The 22,138-nt window shown below is 68.2% G+C and carries 24 protein-coding genes, 1 tRNA gene, 1 rRNA gene and 1 riboswitch; of the genes, 15 read left to right on the top strand and 11 right to left on the bottom strand.

What is annotated here, in order from left to right; translation table 11 throughout:
• Window positions 1-222 precede the first annotated feature (222 nt).
• Window positions 223-1,746, bottom strand: a 16S ribosomal RNA gene (locus LBN7_RS15705).
• 525 nt (window positions 1,747-2,271) lie between these two features.
• Window positions 2,272-2,649, bottom strand: coding sequence for a helix-turn-helix domain-containing protein (locus tag LBN7_RS15700; RefSeq protein WP_116635920.1), 378 nt, complete (start codon window positions 2,647-2,649; stop codon window positions 2,272-2,274).
• A gap of 89 nt (window positions 2,650-2,738) precedes the next feature.
• On the opposite strand from LBN7_RS15700, the gene LBN7_RS15695 reads away from it, so the two are divergent.
• Window positions 2,739-3,125 carry a nuclear transport factor 2 family protein gene (locus tag LBN7_RS15695; protein ID WP_116635919.1) on the top strand — a complete coding sequence of 129 codons (387 nt, stop codon included), beginning with the start codon at window positions 2,739-2,741 and terminating at the stop codon, window positions 3,123-3,125.
• Between the two features lie 52 nt (window positions 3,126-3,177).
• On the opposite strand, the gene LBN7_RS15690 is transcribed toward LBN7_RS15695, so the two are convergent.
• The 4 genes from LBN7_RS15690 to galU form a co-directional block, all read right to left on the bottom strand.
• Window positions 3,178-3,250 (bottom strand) — tRNA-Ala (locus tag LBN7_RS15690).
• Between the two features lie 53 nt (window positions 3,251-3,303).
• Window positions 3,304-4,149: a hypothetical protein gene (locus LBN7_RS15685; protein ID WP_407360168.1), complete on the bottom strand. Its 846-nt coding sequence runs from the start codon at window positions 4,147-4,149 to the stop codon at window positions 3,304-3,306.
• 90 nt (window positions 4,150-4,239) lie between these two features.
• Window positions 4,240-4,851, bottom strand: coding sequence for a GNAT family protein (locus LBN7_RS15680; protein ID WP_341947824.1), 612 nt, complete (start codon window positions 4,849-4,851; stop codon window positions 4,240-4,242).
• Between the two features lie 45 nt (window positions 4,852-4,896).
• Window positions 4,897-5,784 carry a UTP--glucose-1-phosphate uridylyltransferase GalU gene (gene galU, locus LBN7_RS15675; RefSeq protein WP_116635916.1) on the bottom strand — a complete coding sequence of 296 codons (888 nt, stop codon included), beginning with the start codon at window positions 5,782-5,784 and terminating at the stop codon, window positions 4,897-4,899.
• 41 nt (window positions 5,785-5,825) lie between these two features.
• On the opposite strand from galU, the gene LBN7_RS15670 reads away from it, so the two are divergent.
• From LBN7_RS15670 to mscL, 3 genes are read left to right on the top strand one after another with little or no spacing between them, the layout of a single operon-like run.
• Entirely contained in the window at window positions 5,826-6,422 is a 597-nt protein-coding gene (locus tag LBN7_RS15670; protein ID WP_116635915.1) for a 5-formyltetrahydrofolate cyclo-ligase, read from the top strand.
• 15 nt (window positions 6,423-6,437) lie between these two features.
• On the top strand, window positions 6,438-6,710 hold the full coding sequence (locus tag LBN7_RS15665; RefSeq protein ID WP_116635914.1) for an FmdB family zinc ribbon protein: 273 nt from the start codon (window positions 6,438-6,440) through the stop codon (window positions 6,708-6,710).
• A 24-nt stretch (window positions 6,711-6,734) separates the two neighbouring features.
• Window positions 6,735-7,154, top strand: coding sequence for a large conductance mechanosensitive channel protein MscL (gene mscL / locus LBN7_RS15660; protein ID WP_116635913.1), 420 nt, complete (start codon window positions 6,735-6,737; stop codon window positions 7,152-7,154).
• A gap of 67 nt (window positions 7,155-7,221) precedes the next feature.
• Here the strand turns inward: mscL and LBN7_RS15655 are convergent, their stop codons facing one another.
• Together LBN7_RS15655 and LBN7_RS15650 are read right to left on the bottom strand one after the other, a co-directional pair.
• On the bottom strand, window positions 7,222-7,431 hold the full coding sequence (locus LBN7_RS15655; protein WP_341944899.1) for a hypothetical protein: 210 nt from the start codon (window positions 7,429-7,431) through the stop codon (window positions 7,222-7,224).
• On the bottom strand, window positions 7,424-11,143 hold the full coding sequence (locus LBN7_RS15650) for an AAA family ATPase (RefSeq protein WP_407360167.1): 3,720 nt from the start codon (window positions 11,141-11,143) through the stop codon (window positions 7,424-7,426). Before LBN7_RS15650 ends, LBN7_RS15655 begins: the two co-directional genes overlap by 8 nt.
• Before the next feature lie 179 nt (window positions 11,144-11,322).
• Here LBN7_RS15650 and LBN7_RS15645 point away from each other — a divergent pair, with 179 nt between their 5' ends.
• Complete coding sequence (locus LBN7_RS15645) at window positions 11,323-11,835, top strand: methylated-DNA--[protein]-cysteine S-methyltransferase (protein ID WP_407360166.1); 513 nt, start codon at window positions 11,323-11,325, stop codon at window positions 11,833-11,835.
• Between the two features lie 72 nt (window positions 11,836-11,907).
• Here LBN7_RS15645 and LBN7_RS15640 read toward each other — a convergent pair whose 3' ends face one another.
• Entirely contained in the window at window positions 11,908-13,545 is a 1,638-nt protein-coding gene (locus tag LBN7_RS15640; protein WP_407360165.1) for a cation acetate symporter, read from the bottom strand.
• Entirely contained in the window at window positions 13,542-13,889 is a 348-nt protein-coding gene (locus LBN7_RS15635; RefSeq protein ID WP_341947823.1) for a DUF485 domain-containing protein, read from the bottom strand. Before LBN7_RS15635 ends, LBN7_RS15640 begins: the two co-directional genes overlap by 4 nt.
• A gap of 108 nt (window positions 13,890-13,997) precedes the next feature.
• Between LBN7_RS15635 and LBN7_RS15630 the strand changes: the two genes are divergently transcribed.
• The 3 genes from LBN7_RS15630 to LBN7_RS15620 all read left to right on the top strand — a co-directional run bounded on the left by LBN7_RS15630 (window position 13,998) and on the right by LBN7_RS15620 (window position 15,714).
• Entirely contained in the window at window positions 13,998-14,855 is an 858-nt protein-coding gene (locus tag LBN7_RS15630; RefSeq protein ID WP_116635908.1) for a LuxR C-terminal-related transcriptional regulator, read from the top strand.
• Between the two features lie 52 nt (window positions 14,856-14,907).
• Window positions 14,908-14,973: riboswitch (guanidine-III (ykkC-III) riboswitch) on the top strand.
• Window positions 14,974-14,984: 11 nt separating this feature from the next.
• Window positions 14,985-15,308: a multidrug efflux SMR transporter gene (locus tag LBN7_RS15625; protein ID WP_341944896.1), complete on the top strand. Its 324-nt coding sequence runs from the start codon at window positions 14,985-14,987 to the stop codon at window positions 15,306-15,308.
• Window positions 15,309-15,369: 61 nt separating this feature from the next.
• Window positions 15,370-15,714 (top strand): Lsr2 family protein, encoded by a 345-nt coding sequence (locus tag LBN7_RS15620; protein ID WP_116635906.1) that lies wholly within the window; start codon window positions 15,370-15,372, stop codon window positions 15,712-15,714.
• A 39-nt stretch (window positions 15,715-15,753) separates the two neighbouring features.
• Here LBN7_RS15620 and LBN7_RS15615 read toward each other — a convergent pair whose 3' ends face one another.
• Entirely contained in the window at window positions 15,754-16,371 is a 618-nt protein-coding gene (locus tag LBN7_RS15615; RefSeq protein WP_341944895.1) for a MarR family transcriptional regulator, read from the bottom strand.
• Between the two features lie 78 nt (window positions 16,372-16,449).
• On the opposite strand from LBN7_RS15615, the gene idi reads away from it, so the two are divergent.
• The 7 genes from idi to LBN7_RS15580 are packed head-to-tail and all read left to right on the top strand — an operon-like array spanning window position 16,450 to window position 22,120.
• A complete protein-coding gene (gene idi / locus LBN7_RS15610; RefSeq protein ID WP_407360164.1) occupies window positions 16,450-16,971 on the top strand; it encodes an isopentenyl-diphosphate Delta-isomerase in 522 nt (173 codons plus the stop codon).
• Window positions 16,972-16,974: 3 nt separating this feature from the next.
• On the top strand, window positions 16,975-18,057 hold the full coding sequence (locus LBN7_RS15605; RefSeq protein WP_116635903.1) for a polyprenyl synthetase family protein: 1,083 nt from the start codon (window positions 16,975-16,977) through the stop codon (window positions 18,055-18,057).
• Window positions 18,054-18,950, top strand: coding sequence for a squalene/phytoene synthase family protein (locus LBN7_RS15600; RefSeq protein WP_116635902.1), 897 nt, complete (start codon window positions 18,054-18,056; stop codon window positions 18,948-18,950). Before LBN7_RS15605 ends, LBN7_RS15600 begins: the two co-directional genes overlap by 4 nt.
• The gene (gene crtI / locus LBN7_RS15595) at window positions 18,947-20,539 is read left to right on the top strand and encodes a phytoene desaturase family protein (RefSeq protein ID WP_407360163.1); all 1,593 of its coding nucleotides are present in this window, start codon (window positions 18,947-18,949) and stop codon (window positions 20,537-20,539) included. The genes LBN7_RS15600 and crtI overlap by 4 nt, the downstream gene beginning before the upstream one ends.
• A complete protein-coding gene (locus tag LBN7_RS15590) occupies window positions 20,539-20,886 on the top strand; it encodes a lycopene cyclase domain-containing protein (RefSeq protein ID WP_407360162.1) in 348 nt (115 codons plus the stop codon). Before crtI ends, LBN7_RS15590 begins: the two co-directional genes overlap by 1 nt.
• Window positions 20,883-21,230, top strand: coding sequence for a lycopene cyclase domain-containing protein (locus LBN7_RS15585; protein WP_341944891.1), 348 nt, complete (start codon window positions 20,883-20,885; stop codon window positions 21,228-21,230). Before LBN7_RS15590 ends, LBN7_RS15585 begins: the two co-directional genes overlap by 4 nt.
• Window positions 21,227-22,120 (top strand): prenyltransferase, encoded by an 894-nt coding sequence (locus LBN7_RS15580; RefSeq protein ID WP_407360161.1) that lies wholly within the window; start codon window positions 21,227-21,229, stop codon window positions 22,118-22,120. The genes LBN7_RS15585 and LBN7_RS15580 overlap by 4 nt, the downstream gene beginning before the upstream one ends.
• The last annotated feature ends 18 nt before the right edge of the window (window positions 22,121-22,138 follow it).

Genomic DNA, 22,138 nt, shown 5'->3' with positions numbered 1-22,138 from the left:
ACTGTGCACTCGACCCGAAGGCCAGTGCGCATCCGGTCCCTCAGGACCCAACAGCGTGCAGACACCGACCCCCTCACCCAGAACCTTCCAACCGCAAGCGGCGTACTAGCTCCGAGATCAGATCTCGACGTCATGTCAAATGTTCCACCCATGAGCTCCCAGCGAGAAACGAACGTTCCCGATCTGGGTTCTGGACACCCGAAGGTGTCAGATGCTCCTTAGAAAGGAGGTGATCCAGCCGCACCTTCCGGTACGGCTACCTTGTTACGACTTAGTCCTAATTACCGATCCCACCTTCGACGGCTCCCTCCACAAGGGTTAGGCCACCGGCTTCAGGTGTTACCGACTTTCATGACTTGACGGGCGGTGTGTACAAGACCCGGGAACGTATTCACCGCAGCGTTGCTGATCTGCGATTACTAGCGACTCCGACTTCATGAGGTCGAGTTGCAGACCTCAATCCGAACTGGGACCGGCTTTTTGGGATTCGCTCCACCTCGCGGTATTGCAGCCCTTTGTACCGGCCATTGTAGCATGCGTGAAGCCCAAGACATAAGGGGCATGATGATTTGACGTCATCCCCACCTTCCTCCGAGTTGACCCCGGCAGTATCCCATGAGTTCCCACCATTACGTGCTGGCAACATAGAACGAGGGTTGCGCTCGTTGCGGGACTTAACCCAACATCTCACGACACGAGCTGACGACAACCATGCACCACCTGTTTACGAGTGTCCAAAGAGTTGACCATTTCTGGCCCGTTCTCGTATATGTCAAGCCTTGGTAAGGTTCTTCGCGTTGCATCGAATTAATCCGCATGCTCCGCCGCTTGTGCGGGTCCCCGTCAATTCCTTTGAGTTTTAGCCTTGCGGCCGTACTCCCCAGGCGGGGAACTTAATGCGTTAGCTGCGTCACGGAATCCGTGGAATGGACCCCACAACTAGTTCCCAACGTTTACGGGGTGGACTACCAGGGTATCTAAGCCTGTTTGCTCCCCACCCTTTCGCTCCTCAGCGTCAGTTACGGCCCAGAGATCTGCCTTCGCCATCGGTGTTCCTCCTGATATCTGCGCATTCCACCGCTACACCAGGAATTCCAATCTCCCCTACCGCACTCTAGTCTGCCCGTACCCACTGCAGGCCCGAGGTTGAGCCTCGGGATTTCACAGCAGACGCGACAAACCGCCTACGAGCTCTTTACGCCCAATAATTCCGGATAACGCTTGCGCCCTACGTATTACCGCGGCTGCTGGCACGTAGTTAGCCGGCGCTTTTTCTGCAGGTACCGTCACTTTCGCTTCTTCCCTGCTAAAAGAGGTTTACAACCCGAAGGCCGTCATCCCTCACGCGGCGTTGCTGCATCAGGCTTGCGCCCATTGTGCAATATTCCCCACTGCTGCCTCCCGTAGGAGTCTGGGCCGTGTCTCAGTCCCAGTGTGGCCGGTCACCCTCTCAGGCCGGCTACCCGTCGACGCCTTGGTGAGCCATTACCTCACCAACAAGCTGATAGGCCGCGAGCCCATCCCCAACCGAAATTCTTTCCAGACGCAGACCATGCGGTCACGTCACATATCCAGTATTAGACGCCGTTTCCAGCGCTTATCCCAGAGTCAGGGGCAGGTTGCTCACGTGTTACTCACCCGTTCGCCACTGATCCCACAGAGCAAGCTCCGTGTTCACCGTTCGACTTGCATGTGTTAAGCACGCCGCCAGCGTTCATCCTGAGCCAGGATCAAACTCTCCGTAAAAAAGAAATGCATACCCCATCGGGAAAACGATGACGCAGCGAGTTTGATGCTGACCAAAGAGACAAATTCATTGCTGACTTCATCCGAATGCCAACCCCGAGGGGCTGGTCTTTGATCCAAAGGAATTCTCACCCAGCCGAAAAACGACTGAACGAGGATAATTTGGCATTTGACAAGTGCACGCTGTTGAGTTCTCAAGGATCGGATGCTCCCACGACCCAGCCATCACAGCCAGGCCCGAAGGGCAACTTCTCTATCTTACTGATCTCGTTCCCGGTGTCAAATCGCCTTCCGGCGAGATGCTCGTGGGCACGAGGCAGTTCCTTCATCCTGAGGACTCGTGAGAGTTTCGGGATTCGGGAGGTGTTCGATGCTTGACGGGAGCCGGTCCGAGGACCTCCGCTCAACCGTTTGGGGCGAACAAGTAATAAGTTACGCGGATCCCGGGGATCGGGCAAATCCAGCCCGACCGCCGGGCGTGTCGCGCTGATTCACGGTGCCGGGGTGCTCCCCGGCGCGTCTGCGTCACGGCGCCAGAGTCTGGTCGTCGAGAGCCTCGTCGTACCGCTCCTGCGCATCGATCACGTCCTCGACGTGAGACTCCGCCCAGACCTGGAGGGCTCTGAGCGGCTCATGCAGAGTGAGGCCGAGAACCGTGAGCCGATAGAGCGCGTAGCCGTCGGCATGCGCGATGCGCTCGACCATCCCGTCGCGCTCCAGCGCGCGGAGAGTGTCGGCCAGGACCTTCTTGGTGATCCCCTGCACATCCCGATGAAGCTCCCCGAAGCGTCGGGGACGTTCATGGAGCAGGACGACGATCATCGCCGTCCACTTGTTCGCGATGCGGGCCAGCGAACGACGCGACGGGCATCGGGCGGAGAACACCGTCCACTCGGTTGTCATGTGATCCCGCTCCCTGGTGACGTTGAAGTAACCATGTCCGCCTCGACACGGTGGAACCTCAGGGTACCGAGCAGAAGCGGAGGAAGAACATGTCGGCGATCGATGTGGTGGGACGTTACGGAGCCGCGGTGGCGGCTGGAGACATGGCGGGGTTGGCGGCTGTGCTGACCGAGGATGCCGTGTGGCACCAGCCAGGCGCGAACCGGCTGTCCGGCGATCATGTGGGACCCGACGCGATCGTGGCCCATCTGGGTGCATTCATGGAGTTGAGCGGCGGCACCTTCGCGCTCGAGACCGAGTCTGCGACGGAGAGCGGTCTGCTCGTCGCCACGACCGTGCGCTTCACCGCCCGGCGCGCAGGCGCTGCCGATCTCGACCAGCACGGCGTCGACGTGTTCCGTGTCGAGGGCGATCGGATCGCGGAGATCTGGCTGATCAGCGAGGACCAGGACGCAGAGGACCTCTTCTGGGGCTGAGCCCGGGAGAAAGAAGAAAGCCCCCGGCGCGTGCCGGGGGCTTTCTGTTCGGTGGACCTAAGGGGATTCGAACCCCTGACCTCCTCGATGCGAACGAGGCGCGCTACCAACTGCGCCATAGGCCCGTGAACGGCTTCTACGCTATCACGCCGCGGGGGCGGATCGCGTCGCGCGATGCTCAGCCGGCAGCGCGTCGCGAGAGAAGCTCACGAACGTGCGCCTCGATCTCGGCATCGTCGACGAAGCCCATCTTCGCGTAGGGCGACGACGCGGCCGGCAGCTGCACAGGAGCGACCGGGGACATCTGCTCCGCCCGCTCGCGGAGCGCGGCGACCCTGGCCGCCTTGCGACGCTCCTCCTGCGCCTCGATCTCCGCACGCGCGGCCTGCGCGCGCGACCCGGCGACGGTGACCAGCGGCTCGGGAAGCGGACGCGGAGTCCAGGTCGCGCGCCCCTGATCGTGCAGCTCGGGAGCGGTGCGCTCCCGGACGGGTTCCGAGACGACCTGCGGACGAAGGACCGCGCGCTGCGCCACGGATGCCATCCGCTGCAGCATCACGCCGGCGATCACGACCAGCGCTCCGCCGATCCATGCGAGCGTCTGCGCACCGGATGCCAGGATCTGCCAGACGCCGAGACCGGCGACGGCCAGGCCGAGCAGAAGCGCACTCGTGGACACCACCCGCACACGACGACGGGCCCGCGCGCGGCGGATCACGGGGTCGGCGCGCGTCGCCGCGAGTTCCTGCCGCAGGGCCTCGAGTTCGGCGGACTCCCGCTCGGACTGCACGCGCTTCGCGAGCTTCTGCTGCGCGAGCGCGGTCCGCGCGTTGAGCTCGAAGCGGACCTCGCCGGGGGTCTCGCTCGTCTCGGCGAGGACACGCAGCGCCTGATTCAGACGAACGGCGTTCCGCTCCGAGGCGTTGTACTGGTAGCGGCCGCGCCACGACGGCAGCAGATAGAGCATCCACAGGAGCACGGAGACGAGGACGATCACTCCCCCACTCAGCACCGGCCCGTCCATAGGGTCAACGGTAAGCGCTGAGGGCCGCTGCGCCGCGCAGGCGGCGCGTGTCGCGGCGAGTCCGATCCGGAACCGGTGCGAACCGAGGTCTCAGAGGGCGATGCGGTCCGACGGCGGCACCGTCGCGGCATCCGGCGGCACCTGGCCGCTCAGCCACCGGGCCAGCACGCCCTGGGGCACATCCTCGCGCGTGAGCGAGAACGCATAGTGGTCGCGCCAGTCCCCGTCGATGTGGATGTAGCGGCGCCGCAGCCCCTCGTAGCGGAACCCGAGCTTCTGAACGACGCGCAGGCTCGCCGCGTTCTCCGGGCGGATGCAGATCTCCATCCGGTGCAGGCCGTACTCGGTGAAGCAGGCATCGGTGGCGAGAGCCACCGCCGTCGGGGTGATCCCCCGGCCGGCGAACCGCTCGCTCACCCAATAGCCGATTGTCGCGGAGCACAGCGAGCCGCGGGCCACTCCCCAGACGTTCAGCTGTCCGGCGACCTCGCCCTCGTACTCCATGACGAAGGGATAGCCCGAGCCGTCCTTGTACTGCTGCAGCAGCCGACGGATGCTGAGGCGCATGTCGAACGACACCGAGCCGTAGGGGACGGTCGCCTCCCACGGCTGCAACCACGACCGGTTCGCGAGCAGCTCGTGCTGCAGCGGACGGGCGTCCTTCGTTCGCACGAGCCGAAGCTCGATCGGTCCGTGCCGCATTCCCGTCGCCAGATCCATGAGTCGTCCCGACGCCCGCAGAGTCGCCTAGAGGCGTTCCGCGAACTCCTTGAGCCAGGGCCGCAACTCCGGGCCGAGGTCGTCGCGGTCGGAGGCGAGCTGCACGATCGCCTTGATGTAGTCCACGCGGTCGCCGGTGTCGTAACGACGGCCGCGGAAGATGACTCCGACGACGCCGGGCCCATCGGTGTCTGCTGCCATCTCCTGCAGAGCGTCGGTCAGCTGGATCTCGCCGCCCTTGCCCGGCTCGGTGCGCTCGAGGATCTCGAAGACGGATGCCGGCAGCACATAGCGGCCGATGACGGCGAGGTTCGAGGGGGCGTCCTCCTGCGCGGGCTTCTCGACGAGGCCGGTCACGCGGACGTTCTCCGAGTCCTCGATCGACTCGACGGCGGCGGCACCGTACATGTGGATGCTGGCGGGGTCGACCTCCATCAGCGCGATGACCGCGGCGCCGCTGCGCTCGTGCTCGGCGATCATGTCGGTCAGCAGCGGGTCGCGCTCGTCGATGAGGTCGTCACCGAGAAGCACGGCGAACGAGCTGTCGCCGACATGGGTGCGGGCACGCAGCACGGCATGCCCGAGACCCTTGGGCTCGCCCTGGCGCACGAAGTGGATGTCGGCGAGGTCGCTCGACTTCATGACGCTCGCGAGGCGACCGTCATCACCCTTCTCCAGCAGCTTGACCTCGAGCTCGGGGACCGAGTCGAAGTGGTTCGAGATCGCGTTCTTGTTGCGACCGATGATGACGAGGATGTCATCGATCCCTGCGTCCGCCGCCTCTTCCACCACGTACTGGATGGCCGGCTTGTCGACGACAGGGAGCATCTCCTTCGGCATCGCCTTCGTCGCAGGCAGGAAGCGCGTCCCCAGTCCTGCCGCGGGAATGACGGCCTTGATCTTGTGCTCACCCATCCTCACAGCCTAGCGGTCGGCACCGCCGTAGACTCAGAGCCATGTCGAACGACGTCGAACACGCGAAACGCGCTCTGCGCGCCGAACTGCGTGAGCGCCGCCAGCTCCTCTCCGAGTCGCAGCGCGATGCCGCGGCGTCCGATATCGGCGCGCGCCTCGATGCGCTGGTCGACGAGCTCGGCGCACGATCGATCTCGTGCTTCCTCTCGACCACGACCGAGCCGGGCACCCGCGAGTTCGTGACCAGGGCTGTACGCCGCGGCATCCGCGTGCTGCTGCCGATCACCCGGGCCGACGGCCTGCTCGACTGGGCCGTCGCCACCGACGACGACCGCGTCGCCGAAGGACTGTTCGGTCTGCCCGAGCCGACCGGCGAGGTGCTGGGACCGATCGCCGTGAACGACGTCGACCTCATGATCGTCCCTGCCGCGGCCGTCGACCGCTCGGGGATGCGGATGGGCTGGGGTCGCGGCTACTTCGACAAGACGATCGGCTCCATGGAGAAGTGCCCGCCCGTCTACGCCGTCATCTATGATTCCGAGATACTCGACTCCCTGCCGCGGGAGGTGCACGACCAGCCGGTGAACGGCGTCGTGACCCCGACGCAGACCCTGAACCTGTCGCCCACGCGGCGCTGACCTGCAAGGACCCCCATGCCCACCTACGCCTATGCCTGCACGTCGTGCGGACACCAGTTCGACGCCGTCCAGAGCTTCTCCGACAACGCACTCACCGAATGCCCCGAGTGCGGGGGCACGCTGCGCAAGCAGTACGGTTCGATCGGCGTCACGTTCAACGGCTCGGGGTTCTACCGCACGGACTCGCGCGCCAAATCAGGCGGATCGGGCGAGGGTTCGGCATCATCGAAGTCGGAGTCGAAGACGAGCGCCGCGCCGGCTGCTGCGTCGACTCCGGCCTCTTCCTGAGGCCCCGACCCGTTGGGAGATCCCATGCTCAAAGGCTTCAAGGACTTCATCCTCCGCGGAAACGTGATCGATCTCGCCGTGGCCGTGGTCATCGGCTCCGCGTTCACCGCGATCGTCAACTCCGTCGTGGCCAGCATCATCACTCCGCTCGTCTCGCTCTTCTTCAAGGCGGATGCCGCCGGCCAGTTCGGGCCCCAGATCCCGAGCATCTACGGCGACATGGTCACCTTCCCGCTCGGGGATCTGATCTCGGCCATCATCAGCTTCCTCGCCGTCGCCGTGGTCGTGTACTTCGTGTTCGTCCTGCCGATGAACACCTTCAAGGCGCATGTCGAAGCCCGCAAGGGCACGAGAGCCGAGGAGCCGGAGGACGAGCCCGCCGCCGCCACCGAGGCGGAGCTGCTCGTCGAGATCCGCGACCTGCTCAAGAGCCAGCGCGCCTAATCCGCCACTCCGTGAGAACCGCCGCCGTCCCCTCCGGGGCGGCGGCGGTTTCGCGTGGAGCGCGCACTCAGTAGTGCGGCGGCACGTCCTGCATCAGGCGGTCGTCATTGGGACCCTTCGGACCGCGAGGTGCCGCGGCCACGTCGTCATCGTCGGTCTCGGGACCGGACTCCGGTGCGGGGTCGCTGCCGGGCACCGGCGTGAGTCGCGCCCTGCGCGCTCCGGCGACGCGCACGACGCGCTGACCGTCCGGATCGGGCTCGGGCTGCTCAGCCATTCTCAGGGTCGATGATGTCGATCGGCTGCGTGTCGTTCTCGACGCGCGGCGCCGACTCGGAGATGCCGAGCACACCCGCGATGCGCGTCGCGGCGGTGACCGGATCGCTGTAGAGATCGAACGCGTGCACGCGCACGTAGTGCCACCCCAGTCTCCGCAGCACATGCGGCCGCAGCCGCAGCGTCTCCCGCAGCGAGTCCCCGCGGGACTCCGGATCCGATTCGATCACGACGGCCTTGCCGTCGTGCTGCGCGACCAGCGGAAGGAGCCCGCGGTAGTCGACGTCGACGGATGCTCCGAGGCGTCGCAGCTCGCGTGCCAGGGCGAGCGTGAGCGGATCGGCGAGATCCTCCAGCCGGGCGTCCCTGCTCCGTGCGGCGAGTCCGCCGAGGATCGACATCAGCGTGGCGGCGCCGTGCTCCAGCCGTCCGTCGTCGAAGGCCGAGGGGCGGATGGACGAGACGATCACCATCGAGCGGCGGGCACGTGTCATGCCGACCGTGAGCAGCCGCTCGCCGTCGGGGGTCGAGAGATCGCCGAAGTCGCTCAGCACCCGACCGTGCTTCGTGAGACCGAAGCCGAGAGAGAAGATCACCCGGTCACGGCTCTCGGCGACGGATTCCTCCAGCGTCAGCACCGCGAAGGGCTCCGCGGTGTCTCGGCCGACGAAGTCCGCGACATCGGATCGGCCGGCGAACGCCGAGGTGACGGCCGCGCGGACGCGCTCGGCGTGACGCGTGCTGGCCGTGACGACCATCAGCGACTCGGACGGCCGATGGATCGCATGCTCGACGACGAGGGTCACGACCCTGGCCACCTCCGCGTCCGGGCTCTCGACCGCGCCCGACACCGGGTCCGGTGCACCGGTCCCGCCCTCGACGTAGTCGACCGTCAGGCTGCCGCGTCCGAGGTAGGAGCCGGCCCACGGCAGCGACACGATCTCTCCGCCGTAGAAGGCGTCGTTGATGAGCTCGGCGAGGTCCTCGCCTCCGGCACGGTAGCTGCGCGTGAGCGTCATCACCGGGAGGAGCTCGGACAGCCGCTCGAAGACGGAGACGTCGTCGAACGGGACCTCCGCCTCCCAGGACTCCACCGGGTCCACCGCGATGTGGAAGGGAGTCGGACGCTGTGTGACCGGGTCGCCGAACGCGACGATCTGCCGCGCGCGACGGATCGCCGGCGCGGCCTCCGCGAGGTTGATCGCGGCGGCGTCGACCAGCAGCACGGTGTCGAACTCGACGGAGTCGGGGATCTCGGGGACGAGGTACGGAGAGGAGATCCAGACCGGGGCCAGCACGTCGATGAGCGCGGGCGCGGAGCTGACGACCTCGGCCGTCGTCGTGGCCGGCTGCGTCAGCGCCCGACGGAGATGCTGCGACTGCTGCGGCTCGTCGACGATCGCGATCCGCCACTGGTTCGCGAGCTGCCAGGCGAGCAGAGGGCCGGCCATCGCGGCATGGGCCTCGTCGACGAGGCGGAAGTCGCGTTCGAGCCGGTCCACGACCGCGGTGTTCGCACCGAGGAGCGCCCGGTTGTCCTGCAGCGCCCGCTCCAGGAGCGACTGCCACCAGGCGAACTCGAGCTCGTCGCCCACCCGGGACTCGGCGACATGGCGCACGGAGAGCTCCGCGAGCAGCGGCTCCAGGCCGAGCAGCGCGAGACGGTCGCGCAGCTGCGCACGCTCCACGAGGTTGTCGAACACGTCGGACTTCTCGGCGAGACCGGCCAGCGTGCGGACCAGCCGCGCGACCGGGAGGGTCGCCAGCGGCTCGCGGCGGCCGAGCGCGGCATCCAGCTCCGCGAGCTCCGCCTCCACCCGCTGCCAGGAGGCGGCGACGTCACCCAGACCCAGCGGCACCTCAGGTGCCACGCCGGCCTCGACGAACCGCTGCCACTGCGTGCGCTGCGTCTGGATGCGCAGCAGAGCCTCGTGCATCTCGGTGACGTGGACGCCGGGGCGCACGTACTCCTTCGCGAGGCGCCGCAGCCGTCGGCGATTGGCGGCGGACAGACCCGGCGCGTCACGGCGCGAGCCATGGGCCTGGATGAGCTCGCCCAGCGGACGCTCGAACACCGTGGGGCTGAACCGGTCGAGCGAGTCGCGGATGCCCTGCAGCAGGCGCAGATACTCGCCGAGCTCGTCGACGGTCGAGAACGGGCGCATGTGCGTCTGGGCGATCAGCTCGTAGCCGCGCTCGAGGAGCGCGGGAACGCTGCTCGCGTGCAGGCGTCCGGCGAGCTCGTGCGCGGCGCGTGCGGCCTCGGTGCTGGCGAAAGTCACGCCGTACCAGGGCGAGTCGTCGGGGCCGAAGCGGAATTCGCCCAGGCGTGCGGCCTGGGCCAGCGACTCGGATGCCTCGGTCCGGTCGGCGGCCAGACGGCGCAGGGCGTCGGGTCCGAGACGAGCCGTCGTCGACGGCGGAACGGGAAGCGATGCGAGGCGCGTGAGGTGACGGGTCGCGTCGAGGACCGACGCATCGGTCCCGGGGATCGGCGACGTGAGCGCCTGCCGGTAGTCGCGCAGCACGGTGCGCAGACGCACGAGCGCGTCGTCCACCTCGCTCACCTTGGGCGCTGCGGCCTTCTCGTTGCGCCCGATGGCACGGACGAGGTCGCGGCGCACGCTCGCCGGAGAGATCGCGAGGCTGTCGAGCCCGATGCCGGCGAGACGATGACGCACGCCGTCGAGCGTCGAACGCCGTGCCGAGACCACCAGCACGCGCTTGCCCGCGCGCACGAGCTCGCCCAGCGCGTTGATGACCGTCTGCGTGCCGCCGGTGCCCGGAAGCGTCGCCACCGTGAGCGAGTGCCCGGCGGCGATGCGTGCGAGCACGGCCTCCTGCTCGGCATCCGCATCGAGGAGGAGGTTGTCGGATGCCGGTGCGCGGTCGTCCGGAGAGGTGTGGTGCGGTGCCGCCCGCGGTGCGGAGACCTGCTCCCGGTCGCCGACGTGGCCGTTGAGTGCGTTCAGCACCAGGTGATCGAGGCTCCCGCCGTCGCGGGACATCGCCGCGGAGACATCGGCGAACGTCGAGACGACCAGCCGCGGCTCCACCGAGAACGTGTCGATCGATCGCGTCGTCGCGCGGAGGCTGTCGATCACGGGCTGCGGCTTGAAGATGCCGCCGTCGTAGGCGAGCGCCGCGAGGGATGCGGGGTCGATCGAGATCCCGAAGTGCTCGCGCGCGATGCGCACGAGCTCGGGATTCACCTCGAACGCACCCTGGAGCTTGAGCTCGAAGTCGGAGTGGTGCCGCCGGATCGCCAGAGGCCGCAGCAGGACGGGAGCGGCGAAGCCCGCACCGCCGATGCGCCAGCGGGCGACGCCGACCGCGAGGTGCACGGCCTCGATCCCCCGCACGGTGCGCAGCTCGGTGTTCTTGGCCGTGATCCGCTCGGCGGCGAGCCGCGCGGTGCGGAGCCCGACCTCGTCGCGGAACAGGTTCGACAGGAGCGTCGACTTGCCGGTGATGAACTGGGGAAGGCTGCCCGGGTGCGCCTTCGAGATGTCGATGCCCGACTCGGGTCCGTCGCGGAAGCTGACCAGAGGCGAGGGCCCGCCGAGATCGGCGGCCTCGGCCCGCAGACGGGTGCGCTCGGCCTCGGCGGCGTGCGCGATCTCGACACCGGTGCTCGACTCGTGCAGATCGCCGAGGGTCACAGCGGCCTCCGCCACCGCGTCATCCGCAGACCTGCCCTCACGTCGCCACACACTGACACCCTAGGCGCGCGAGAGCGCGAGCCGGGGTAACCCGGGCGGGTTTCACCGGAATTCTGGCCTCTGACGGGCGCTCGCGACTCCTCCTGCAACACACGGACCGCGAACCCGGTTGTCCACGCGGAGCGGACTGCCGCGTCCGCGAGGTCGCCGCGTCGGTTCAGTATGGATGCATGACCTTCCGCTACGACTTCGCACCCACCCCGTTCGGGGATGCTCTCGCGGTGTTCTCCGACGAGGGCATCGTGCGCTTCGACCTCTCCGAATCCGAAGACCCCTCGGTGCCCTGGCTCCTCGAGGGCGTGGCGCGGCAGCTGCACGCGATGCCGGAGCCCGACCCCGGCGCGGCCGACGAGCTGGCCCACCTGCTCGCGGCGTACTTCGACGGGGAACCGGTCCGCTTCGAGGATCACCTCCGTCTCGACTGGCGGCTGGTCGAGAGATTCCCCCTGCTCGCCCTGCAGACGATCTGCGGCATCGCGTGGGGCGAGACGCTCAGCTACGGCGAGGTCGCCGTGCTCGCCGGTCACCCCGGAGCGGCGCGGGCGGTCGGCACCGCCTGCCGCCTGACGCCGTTCTCGATCATCGTCCCCGTGCACCGCGTCGTGCGCTCCGACGGGACGCCAGGTCACTACGGCGCGCACCCGGAGCGCAAGACGTTCCTGCTGGACCTCGAGTCCCGCTGACCGACGCCTCCCCCGAGACGACGTGGACCCGGCGAGTAGGCCGCCGGGTCCACGTGCTCGAGGCTCCCGAGGTCAGTGCTCCGTCGCCTTCTCGGCCCCGAAGCCGGTGAGCGAACGCACCTCCATCTCGGCGGCGAGCTGCGGCGACTCCTTCCGACTGCTCGTGACGGTGCCGAGCCAGCCCAGCAGGAAGCCGAGCGGGATGGACACGATGCCGGGGTTGTTCAGCGGCCAGATCGCGATGTCGATCCCGGGGATCATCGACGTCGGCGTCCCGGAGAACACCGGCGACAGGACGATCAGGAGGATCGCCGACCCGAGCCCGCCGTACATGCTCCACACCGCGCCACGGGTCGAGAAGCGCCGCCAGAAGAGCGAGTAGAGGATCGTCGGGAGATTGGCGGATGCCGCGACGGCGAAGGCCAGCGCGACGAGGAACGCGATGTTCTGCCCCTGTGCCCCGATTCCGCCGATGATCGCCAGGATGCCGATGACGATCACCGTCCGACGTGCGACGCGCACCTCGGCGTTCGGGTCGGTCTCCACGGCCTCGCCCGCGGCATCCTTCTTCCCCTTCTGGATCACGTTCGCGTAGATGTCATGAGCGAACGACGCCGCCGCCGTGATCGTGAGGCCGGCGACCACCGCGAGGATGGTCGCGAACGCCACCGCCGAGATGAAGCCGAGGAGCACGGGCCCTCCGAGCTGCAGGGCGAGCAGCGGCGCCGCGGAGTTGACTCCGCCGGGGGCCGCCGCGATCACGTCGGCACCGACCAGCGCGCCTGCACCGTAGCCGAGCACGAGGGTCAGCAGGTAGAACCCGCCGATCAGCCAGATCGCCCAGACGACCGAACGCCGGGCCTCCTTCGCCGTCGGCACCGTGTAGAACCGCATCAGCACATGCGGCAGACCGGCCGTGCCGAGCACGAGCGCCATGCCGAGGGACAGGAAGTCCCAGGGGGTCGCGCCGTACTGCAGCCCCGGCGCCAGGATCGCGTCGCCCTTGTCGGAGTTCGCCACGGCCGCTTCGAGAAGCGTGTTGAGGCTGAAGCCGTGGATGGCCAGCACCCAGATCGTCATCGCGAGCGCCCCGCCGATCAGGAGGAAGGCCTTGACGATCTGGACCCACGTCGTTCCCTTCATGCCGCCGATCAGCACGTAGACGATCATCAGGACGCCGACCACGGCGATCACGATCGACTGACCCAGCCGGCCGTCGATGCCGAGCAGCAGGGAGACCAGCCCGCCCGCGCCCGCCATCTGCGCGAGCAGGTAGAAGAAGCACACCGCGAGCGTGGTGATCGCCGCCGCCATCCGCACCGGGCGCTGCTTGAGGCGGAAGGAGAGTACGTCCGCCATCGTGAACTTCCCCGTGTTGCGCATCAGTTCCGCCACGAGCAGCAGCGCGACGAGCCATGCCACCAGGAAGCCGATGGAGTAGAGGAAGCCGTCGTATCCGTTGATCGCGATCGCGCCGCAGATGCCGAGGAAGGATGCCGCCGACAGGTAGTCGCCCGCGATCGCGAAGCCGTTCTGCGGACCGGTGAACGAGCGCCCTGCCGCGTAGTAGTCGGCCGCGGTCTTGTTGTTGCGGCTGGCCCGGATGACGATGAAGAGCGTCACCGCGACGAAGGCGAGGAAGATCGAGATGTTGAGGACGGGGTTGCTCTCGATGACGACCGTCTCGGTCGCCGAGGGGACGATGTTCATGCGTGGCCCTGCGCCTTCTCGAGCTCTTCACGGATCTCCGTCGCCAGCGGATCGATCTTCCGATTCGCGAAGGACACATAGGCCATGGTGATCGCGAAGGTCGTGACGAACTGCCCCAGTCCGAGGAGCAATCCGACGGTGATATCCCCCCAGACGCGTTGCGCCATGAATTCGGTCGCGAATGCGGCGAGCAGCACGTAGGCGAAATACCAGAGAAGGAAGAACGCGGCGAGAGGGAAGATGAAGGATCGCTGCGTGCGTTTCAGCGTTCGGAATCTCGGTGATTCCTCGATCGCGATGTAATCGATCGCGCTGTTCGAATCCGCGGGGATCTGGTCGCTCATGGGGCCTCCTTGCCACATGTCCGGTGCCCGCACGACGGGGTCCTGCGGGTGATAGGATCGACGCTACGAAACGGGGAACGGTGCCGTCACCCCCGAAAGTAGGTAGTCGTGAGCTCACCCGTCGCCATCGAATCCGAAGGCGAACTCGTCGCCAACGCGGTGCGCGAGCTCGCCCGGCGTACGCGCTTTCCCGTGGCCTTCGGCGGGCTCATCGAGGAGGGCGTGGTCAGCGTCACGAGCATCGTCGGAAACCGCACCCGCTCTCTCGACGGTCTGCGGGTCCGCCCGGAGCGCGGCCTCGGCGGCCGAGCCATGATGGAGCTCCGCCCTCGGATGACGAGCGACTACGGGTCCTCGCAGCAGATCACCCACGACTACGACGTGTTCGTGCTGGGAGAGGGGCTGCGCACGCTTCTCGCTCTCCCGATCGTGGTGCACGGTCGACCGCGCGGAGTGCTCTATGCCGGCGCGTGGGATGAGGAGCAGGTGGGCGGCGTCACGACCGCCCCGGCGATGCAGGTCGCGCAGTCGGTCGCCGATGAGCTGCGCATCCGCGACGAGGTGCAGCGCCGGCTCCGGGCATCCGCTCCGGGAGCAGAGGCGGTTCCCGCCCCGCAGCGCGAGGAGCTGAGGGAGAGCTTCGCCGAGCTCCGCAGCATCGCCGCCGACGTCGACGATCCGGAGCTCCGCGCCCGGATCGCCCAGGTCGAGCGGCGCCTCGTCACTCTGGCGGGCGACGCCGTACCGGTCGTCACCGGCCCCGTGCCGACCGTGCATCTCTCCCCCCGGGAGACCGATGTGCTCGCCTGCGCCGCGCTCGGCTCGACCAACGCGGAGATCGCCGCGCAGCTGGGACTTCGCGAGGGCACCGTCAAGGCCTACCTCGGAACGGCGATGTCGAAGCTCGATGCGTCCACGCGCCACTCCGCCGTCACCCGAGCGCGACGCGCCGGTCTGCTCCCGTGACGCCTGCCCGCACTGCCCAGGCCCTGCCCAGCCGCCTCCGCTAGCATCGGTCGTGGTCGGAGAACTCCGGCCCCGGACGAGGCCGACCAGTACCCGGTGAGCGAAAAGACTGGTCCGAAAGGACCGATCATGTCGTGGATCGTACTCATCGTCTCCGGAGTCCTCGAGGCCGTCTGGGCCACAGCACTCGGAAAGTCCGAGGGGCTCACGAAGCTCTGGCCGAGCATCATCTTCTTCGTCGGACTCGCCCTGTCGATGGTCGGACTCGCCTTCGCGATGAAGGACATCGCGACGGGTACCGCTTATGCCGTATGGGTCGGGATCGGAGCTTCCCTCACCGTCATCTGGGCGATGATCACCGGCGACACCGAGATCTCCTGGCTGCGCATTCTGCTGCTGATGGGGCTGGTCGGGTGCATTGTCGGCCTGAAGCTGATCGACACGAGTCACTGACGATCGCCGTATTCCGCGATCCTCTTGTCCTCCGCTTTATCCCGGAGGTAGTGTCAATTCCATGGCGAGAAGAATTGTGCACCAGCTGGTAGACGATATCGACGGCAGCGTGCTGGAGGTCGGCGAAGGCGAGACCGTGCATTTCTCGCTCAACGGCACCTCGTACGAGATCGACCTCAATTCCGCACATGTCGAGGAATTGCGCCAGGCATTCGAGCCGTACATCTCGGCAGGACGCCGCGCCGGCACCTCCGGCGCCGCTCGGGCTTCGGCCCCGCGCAAGCGCCCGGCGCGCAACCCCGAGGTCGCGGCGATCCGCGCCTGGGCGAACAAGAACGGCTACACTCTCTCCGAGCGCGGCCGCATCCCGGCCCCGATCGTCGACGCCTACAACGCGGCGCACTGACGCCCGCCCTTCTGCCGGAGCATGCTCTGGCGGAAGGGTCTAGTCCGCCGTCCTGGTCAACCAGGGCTCGTCGCGGAGCGTGATCTCATCGGTCATGTCGGCGAGGAAGCGGATCACGAGGTCTCGCTCCTCCCTGCTCAGCCGGGCGGCGGCGTAGAACCGCTTGGCTTGCTGACGCCCGACCGTCTCCATCGCCGCATGGCGCGTCTCCGGCGTGATCGTGATCGCGAGTGCCCGACGATCCGTCGGGTGCGGCGCCCGATGGATGTGCCCGCCGTTCTCGAGTCTGTCGAGCAGCTTCGTGGTCGCCGCGGTCGAGATCCCGAGGTGATGCGCGATCCCGCTGGGCGTCGACACGAGGTTCCGGTTGGCGCAGACGATGAGGTAGTGCAGCGCGCGCATGTCGGTCTCGTTGAGTCGCATGTATCGCCGAGACGCCTGCGACAGGCGCTGCTCGGCGTCGCGCAGCCCGGCCAGGGCCTCCATCACCGCGGCGATCTGCCGCAGGTCCTCGGGAGGGACGCCGCTCCGGTCGATCAGGCTGCTCCGCGGGTCGCTGGCCTCGACGTCGTAGATCGCGGCGTGGCTCAGGCCGTCGGGCGTGCCTGCGGAGGTCGCCGAGGCGGCGTGCGGGGTGGTGCCGGCCTCCGAGTCCATGCGATCATGTTACACACGAAGAGTTTCATGCTAAGTTGATTACTCGCTTAGTTAGCTAAATCGGAGGAAAGAGGTGTCGTGGATCACGTGACACTCCTCGCGGAGGACGGGACGGCGATCGGCACCCGGCCGAAGAGCGAAGTCCACACCGTGGACACACCGTTGCACCTCGCGTTCTCCTGCTACGTCTTCGACGCCCGCGGACGCGTGCTCGTCACGCGACGCGCTCTGAGCAAGCGGACCTGGCCGGGGGTCTGGACGAACAGCTTCTGCGGTCACCCGCGTCCCGGCGAGGAGATGACCGCCGCGGTCCGTCGGCACGGCCTCAGCGAACTCGGTCTGCAGGTCGACGATCTCCGCGTCGTCCTCCCCGACTACCGCTACCGGGCGGTCGACGCGAGCGGCATCGTGGAGAACGAGGTCTGCCCCGTGCATGTCGCCGTCGTCGACGGCGATCCCCTCGCCGACCCGGACGAGGTCGCGGAGTGGACATGGGTCGACGCCGACGCGCTCATCGAGGCGGCGGACAATGCGCCGTTCGCGTTCAGCCCGTGGATGGGCGAGCAGCTTCCCCTCCTCCGCGCCATCGGAGAGATCTGAGCCATGACCACCACGGCGACGGAGGAGGATCTCGGCACCCGGATCGAAGAGGCGCTGAGGCGTCGCTTCTCCGAGCGCAGCGCCGCCGCCGAGCACTACGGCACAGAGTTCGTCGCGCTGTGGCAGGCGGCCGCCGAGCACGCCCTCGGCGGAAAGCTGATCCGACCCCGGCTGCTGATCGATCTGCTGCGCAGCCTGACGCCGTCGGGCCTCTCGCCCGCCGAGGTCGAGCGCGCCATCGACGTCGCGGTGCATGTCGAGCTGCTGCACTTCGCCTTCCTGCTCCACGACGACGTGATCGACGGCGACCTGATCCGCCGCCGGCGCCCGAATCTGATCGGCTCGCTCGTCGAGCGCCGATCGACCGAGCCCGCGGAGCCGGCACTGCACTGGGCGCGCTCGAGCGCGATCCTCATGGGCGATCTGCTCCTCGCCTCCGCCGTCCTGGGATTCGCACGCACCGACGTCTCGAGTGACGCGCGGGTGCGCCTGCTCGCCCTGCTGGAGCAGACGATCTTCGAGACGGTCGCCGGCGAGCACACCGACATCGGCCTGAGCGACGGCATCATCGCTCCGGACCTGCGCACCATCCTCTCGACCAGCGCGTACAAGACGGCGACGTACTCCTTCGTCCTCCCTCTGCGTGCCGCCGCCGTTCTCGCCGGCTCGTCGCCGGCCGCCGAGGAGCAGCTCACCGCGATCGGCCGGCACCTCGGGCTCGCCTACCAGCTGCAGGACGACCTGCTCTCGGTGTTCGGCGACCCGGAGGCGCACGGCAAAGACGCCTTCTCGGATCTGCGTGAGGGCAAGGAGACCGCGATCATCGCCTACGCGCGCATGACCGGCCACTGGCCGAGCATCGAGCTGCGCTTCGGCTCGATGGACCTGAGCGATGCGGACGCCGCCGATATCCGCGATCGCCTCCGCGAGTGCGGTGCGGAGCGATTCGTCCGGAGCCTCGTGCAGGAGCAGCTCGGCGCGGTGTCGACCGTGCTCGGCGAGGCCGAGTCGGCGGGCACCATCTCCCCGGCGGCCGGGCGGACGATCCTCGGCCTCACGTCTCGCATCGAAGGCCGCACGGTATGACCGACGAACGCGCAGACGGCGCTCTCCGACGCTTCAACCGCACGGCCGAGATCGCGACGACCGACGTGATCCGCGCGTACTCGACCTCGTTCGGGCTCGCCACCCGCCTCCTCGGGAAGCGCCACCGCCAGCACGTGCGCAACATCTACGCCATGGTGCGGATCGCCGACGAGATCGTCGACGGCGTCGCGGCGGAGGCCGGCCTCGACGTCTCGGCCCAGTCCGCGGCGCTCGCCTCGTACATCGCCGAGACCCATCGCTCGATGCGCAGCGGCTACAGCAGCGATCTCATCCTCCACGCCTTCGCCCGCACCGCGCGGGAATGCTCGATCGGCGAGGATCTGACGCAGCCCTTCTTCGACTCGATGACAGCGGACATCGCCGCGGACGCCGGCTTCGCCTCCTACGACGCCGATGCGCATGCGAACTACGTGTACGGCTCGGCGGAGGTCGTCGGGCTCATGTGTCTGCAGGTCTTCCTGCGCGGGGAGGATCGGACGCCCCAGGAGCACGAGATCCTCGTCCGCGGCGCGCGCCAGCTGGGAGCCGCCTTCCAGAACGTGAACTTCCTCCGGGACCTGGCCGATGACACCGATCGGCTCCATCGCGGCTACCTGGGCGGCACGAACCGGCTCACCGACGCCGATCGCGATGCGTGGGTCGGCACGGTGCGTCGACAGCTCGACGATGCCCGCGCCGCGATCCCCCTCCTCCCCAAAGACGCCCGCGCGGCCGTGCGCAGCGCGCTGGCCCTGTTCGCCGCCCTCACGCAGCGCGTCGCCCGCACGCCCGTCGAGGTGCTGTACCGCCGGCGGGTCCGCGTTCCCGACCCGATCAAGGCAGGTCTCGCAGCACGTGCCCTCATCGTCACCGCACTGGAGCGCGACCGATGAGCCGCGTGGTGGTGATCGGCGCGGGAGTGGCCGGCCTCGCCGCTGCCGGGCTGCTGGCGCGCGACGGGCACGATGTCGTCGTGCTCGAGAAGAACGAGAGGATCGGCGGACGCGCCGGGACCGTCGAACGCGACGGCTTCCGGTTCGACTCCGGCCCGTCCTGGTATCTCATGCCGGAGGTGTTCGACCATTTCTTCGCGATGATGGGCACGACCACCGAGGCGCAGCTCGATCTCACCCTCCTGGATCCGGGTTACCGCGTCTTCCGGTCTCCCGACGTCTCGGCGGGCCCCGTCACCGTCCCGGCGGGGCGCGCGGCCGTCTCCCGGCTCTTCGAGTCCCTCGAACCCGGGTCCGCGGCCGCTCTCGACGCCTACCTCGACTCCGCGCACGAGGCGAGCACCATGGCCGAGAAGTACTTCCTGTACAACCCGTTCACGCGGCTCCGGACCCTGACCGCGCCCGAGGTGCTGCGTGCACTCCCCCGGCTGTTCTCGCTGCTCGGCACCCGGCTGCAGTCGTTCGCCGCCCACCGCTTCCGCCACCCGGTCATCCGTCAGATCCTCGGATACCCCGCGGTCTTCCTCGGCACGGATCCGCGCAGCGCACCGGCCATGTACCACCTGATGAGCGCACTCGATCTCGACCAGGGCGTGAGCTACCCGCAGGGAGGCTTCTGGCGGGTGGTCGAGCGCATCGGCGAGCTGGCCCGCGACGCCGGGGTCCGCGTCATCACGGGAGCGCAGGTCACCGGCATCCGCACGCAGGACGGACCGGACGGACCCGTGGCTTCCGGTGTGACCTGGTCCGACGCGACCGGCGCCGAGCACCTCGAGAGCGCCGACATCGTGGTCTCGGCGGCAGACCTGCACCACACCGAGACGGCTCTGCTCCCCCCGGCTCTGCGGTCCTACCCGGAATCCTGGTGGGAGCGCCGGACCAGCGGACCCGGCGGCGTGCTCGTGATGCTCGGCATCCGCGGGTCCCTCCCCGAGCTCCCGCACCACTCCCTCTTCTTCACCGACGACTGGAACGCGAACTTCGACGCGATCTTCGGCGACAGCCCCTCGGTCCCCTCCCCCGCGTCGACGTACGTCTGCCGCCCGAGCGCGACCGACGCCGATGTCGCCCCGCCCGGCCACGAGAACCTCTTCGTGCTGGTCCCCGTGCCCGCGGACGTCGACCTCGGCCACGGCGGCTCCGACGGCGCCGGATCGCCGCAGGTCGAACGCACGGCGGACGCCGCCATCGACCTCATCTCGACATGGGCGGACGTGCCCGATCTCCGCGAGCGCATCGTCGTCCGCGAGACGATCGGACCCGCCGACTTCCGCGACGACTACAACTCCTGGCGCGGGGGGATGCTGGGGCCCGCGCACATCCTCAGTCAGAGTGCGATGTTCCGCGCGCAGAACGCCTCGCGCCGCGTGCGCGGCCTCTACTACGCGGGCGGCACGACCGCACCGGGCGTGGGCGTCCCGATGTGCCTCATCAGCGCCGAGATCGTGCTGAAGCGCGTGCGCGGCGATCACTCCGCCGGCCCGCTCCGCGAGCCCGTGCGGGAGCCCGTGCGCGGGGAGTCCGGCTGATGGGCGTGCTCTACCTGGGCGCGCTGATCCTGTTCTCCGGCTGCATGCTGCTGCTCGACCGGCGATTCCGCCTCTTCTTCTGGCGCGATGCGCTGTCCGCCACGATCGTCACCGTCGTCGGATTCGTGTTCTTCCTGGTCTGGGACGTGGCCGGCATCGCCGGCGGGATCTTCTTCCGCGGAGAGGCGACGATCGCGACGGGCATCGTGCTGGCTCCGGAGCTGCCGATCGAGGAACCCGTGTTCCTCCTCTTCCTCGTCCTGTGCACGATGATCCTCTACACCGGAGCCGTCCGGATCCTCGCGCATCTCGGTGCACGACGCGAGGCGCAGGAGCGGCGACCGTGACCTATCTCCAGCTCGCCGCGTGCTTCCTCGCCGTCGCCGCCGTCTGCGGCATCGTCCTGACCGTGGCATCCCGTCGTCGCGGCCCCCGCCCGGCCGCCGTCGCGCTGACGATCCTCGCCCTCTTCGCGCTGACGGCCGTGTTCGACACCGTGATGATCGCGACCGGTCTGTTCCACTACTCGCCCGCACATCTGCTGGGTCTGCACATCGGCCTGGCGCCGATCGAGGACTTCGCCTACCCCCTCGCCGGCGCGCTGCTCCTCCCGCCGCTGTGGACCGCGCTGCGCGCCCGGCGACGCGAGCGGGACGCCCGCAGCGCGGACCACGGGGAGCAGCAGGCATGAGCGCCGAGGCATCGGCCGCCCGCAGCATCGGGCGCGACATCGCGCAGATCGTCCTCTCGTCGCGGCCGATCAGCTGGATCAACACCGCGTTCCCGTTCGCCGCGGCCTATCTGCTCAGCACCCGCGAGATCGACCTCACGCTGGTGATCGGCACGCTGTACTTCCTGATCCCCTACAACCTCGCGATGTACGGGATCAACGATGTCTTCGACTACGCCTCCGACCTCGCCAACCCGCGCAAGGGCGGCATCGAGGGCGCCCTGCTCGCGCCCCGCATCCATCGCGCGACTCTCTGGGCCGCCGCCCTGACAAACATCCCCTTCCTCGCCTATCTCGTGATCGTCGGGAACCCGGCATCCTGGATCTGGCTGGCGGTGAGCGTCTTCGCCGTGATCGCGTACTCCGCCCCTGTCCTGCGTTTCAAGGAGCGGCCCTTCCTCGACTCGCTGACCTCGAGCACGCATTTCGTCAGTCCCGCCGTCGTCGGCCTCGCCCTCGCCGGTGCCGACGTCACCGCGGCCGCCGTGCTGACGCTCACCGCGTTCTTCCTCTGGGGGATGGCCGCGCACGCGTTCGGCGCGGTGCAGGACATCGGCCCGGATCGCGAGGCTGGGATCTCCTCGATCGCCACGGTCATCGGCGCGCGGGCGACGGTGCGGCTGTCGCTGGGCCTCTGGGTCGTCGCGGGCGCCGCCATGCTCCTGACGTCCTGGCCGGGACCGCTGGCCGCGCTCCTCGCGCTGCCCTACGTCGTGAACGCCGCGCCCTGGTGGAACGTCACGGATGACACCTCCGCGACCACGAACCGCGCGTGGCGGCGCTTCATCGCCCTGAACTACTTCTCCGGCTTCCTCGCGACGATGATCCTCATCCTCGCGTGGGTCTCCTGATTCCCGAACCGCAGCCCT

The sequence above is a fragment of the Microbacterium sp. LBN7 genome, assembly GCF_045690345.1.
Classification (GTDB): domain Bacteria; phylum Actinomycetota; class Actinomycetes; order Actinomycetales; family Microbacteriaceae; genus Microbacterium.
The sequence above is the reverse complement of the archived record's forward strand: the minus strand, read 5'-3'. Positions and strand labels throughout refer to the sequence as shown.

Excerpts from the sequence above, each read along its gene's own strand:
- LBN7_RS15635 (WP_341947823.1), bottom strand. The coding sequence starts at position 13,889 with ATGAGCGACCAGATCCCCGCGGATTCGAACAGCGCGATCGATTACATC.
- crtI (WP_407360163.1), top strand. The coding sequence starts at position 18,947 with ATGAGCCGCGTGGTGGTGATCGGCGCGGGAGTGGCCGGCCTCGCCGCT.
- LBN7_RS15655 (WP_341944899.1), bottom strand. The coding sequence starts at position 7,431 with ATGGCTGAGCAGCCCGAGCCCGATCCGGACGGTCAGCGCGTCGTGCGC.
- LBN7_RS15620 (WP_116635906.1), top strand. The coding sequence starts at position 15,370 with ATGGCGAGAAGAATTGTGCACCAGCTGGTAGACGATATCGACGGCAGC.
- LBN7_RS15665 (WP_116635914.1), top strand. The coding sequence starts at position 6,438 with ATGCCCACCTACGCCTATGCCTGCACGTCGTGCGGACACCAGTTCGAC.
- LBN7_RS15685 (WP_407360168.1), bottom strand. The coding sequence starts at position 4,149 with ATGGACGGGCCGGTGCTGAGTGGGGGAGTGATCGTCCTCGTCTCCGTG.
- LBN7_RS15605 (WP_116635903.1), top strand. The coding sequence starts at position 16,975 with ATGACCACCACGGCGACGGAGGAGGATCTCGGCACCCGGATCGAAGAG.
- LBN7_RS15640 (WP_407360165.1), bottom strand. The coding sequence starts at position 13,545 with ATGAACATCGTCCCCTCGGCGACCGAGACGGTCGTCATCGAGAGCAAC.
- galU (WP_116635916.1), bottom strand. The coding sequence starts at position 5,784 with ATGGGTGAGCACAAGATCAAGGCCGTCATTCCCGCGGCAGGACTGGGG.
- LBN7_RS15695 (WP_116635919.1), top strand. The coding sequence starts at position 2,739 with ATGTCGGCGATCGATGTGGTGGGACGTTACGGAGCCGCGGTGGCGGCT.
- LBN7_RS15590 (WP_407360162.1), top strand. The coding sequence starts at position 20,539 with ATGGGCGTGCTCTACCTGGGCGCGCTGATCCTGTTCTCCGGCTGCATG.
- LBN7_RS15600 (WP_116635902.1), top strand. The coding sequence starts at position 18,054 with ATGACCGACGAACGCGCAGACGGCGCTCTCCGACGCTTCAACCGCACG.
- mscL (WP_116635913.1), top strand. The coding sequence starts at position 6,735 with ATGCTCAAAGGCTTCAAGGACTTCATCCTCCGCGGAAACGTGATCGAT.
- LBN7_RS15700 (WP_116635920.1), bottom strand. The coding sequence starts at position 2,649 with ATGACAACCGAGTGGACGGTGTTCTCCGCCCGATGCCCGTCGCGTCGT.
- LBN7_RS15680 (WP_341947824.1), bottom strand. The coding sequence starts at position 4,851 with ATGCGGCACGGACCGATCGAGCTTCGGCTCGTGCGAACGAAGGACGCC.
- LBN7_RS15645 (WP_407360166.1), top strand. The coding sequence starts at position 11,323 with ATGACCTTCCGCTACGACTTCGCACCCACCCCGTTCGGGGATGCTCTC.
- LBN7_RS15615 (WP_341944895.1), bottom strand. The coding sequence starts at position 16,371 with ATGGACTCGGAGGCCGGCACCACCCCGCACGCCGCCTCGGCGACCTCC.
- LBN7_RS15670 (WP_116635915.1), top strand. The coding sequence starts at position 5,826 with ATGTCGAACGACGTCGAACACGCGAAACGCGCTCTGCGCGCCGAACTG.
- LBN7_RS15625 (WP_341944896.1), top strand. The coding sequence starts at position 14,985 with ATGTCGTGGATCGTACTCATCGTCTCCGGAGTCCTCGAGGCCGTCTGG.
- LBN7_RS15580 (WP_407360161.1), top strand. The coding sequence starts at position 21,227 with ATGAGCGCCGAGGCATCGGCCGCCCGCAGCATCGGGCGCGACATCGCG.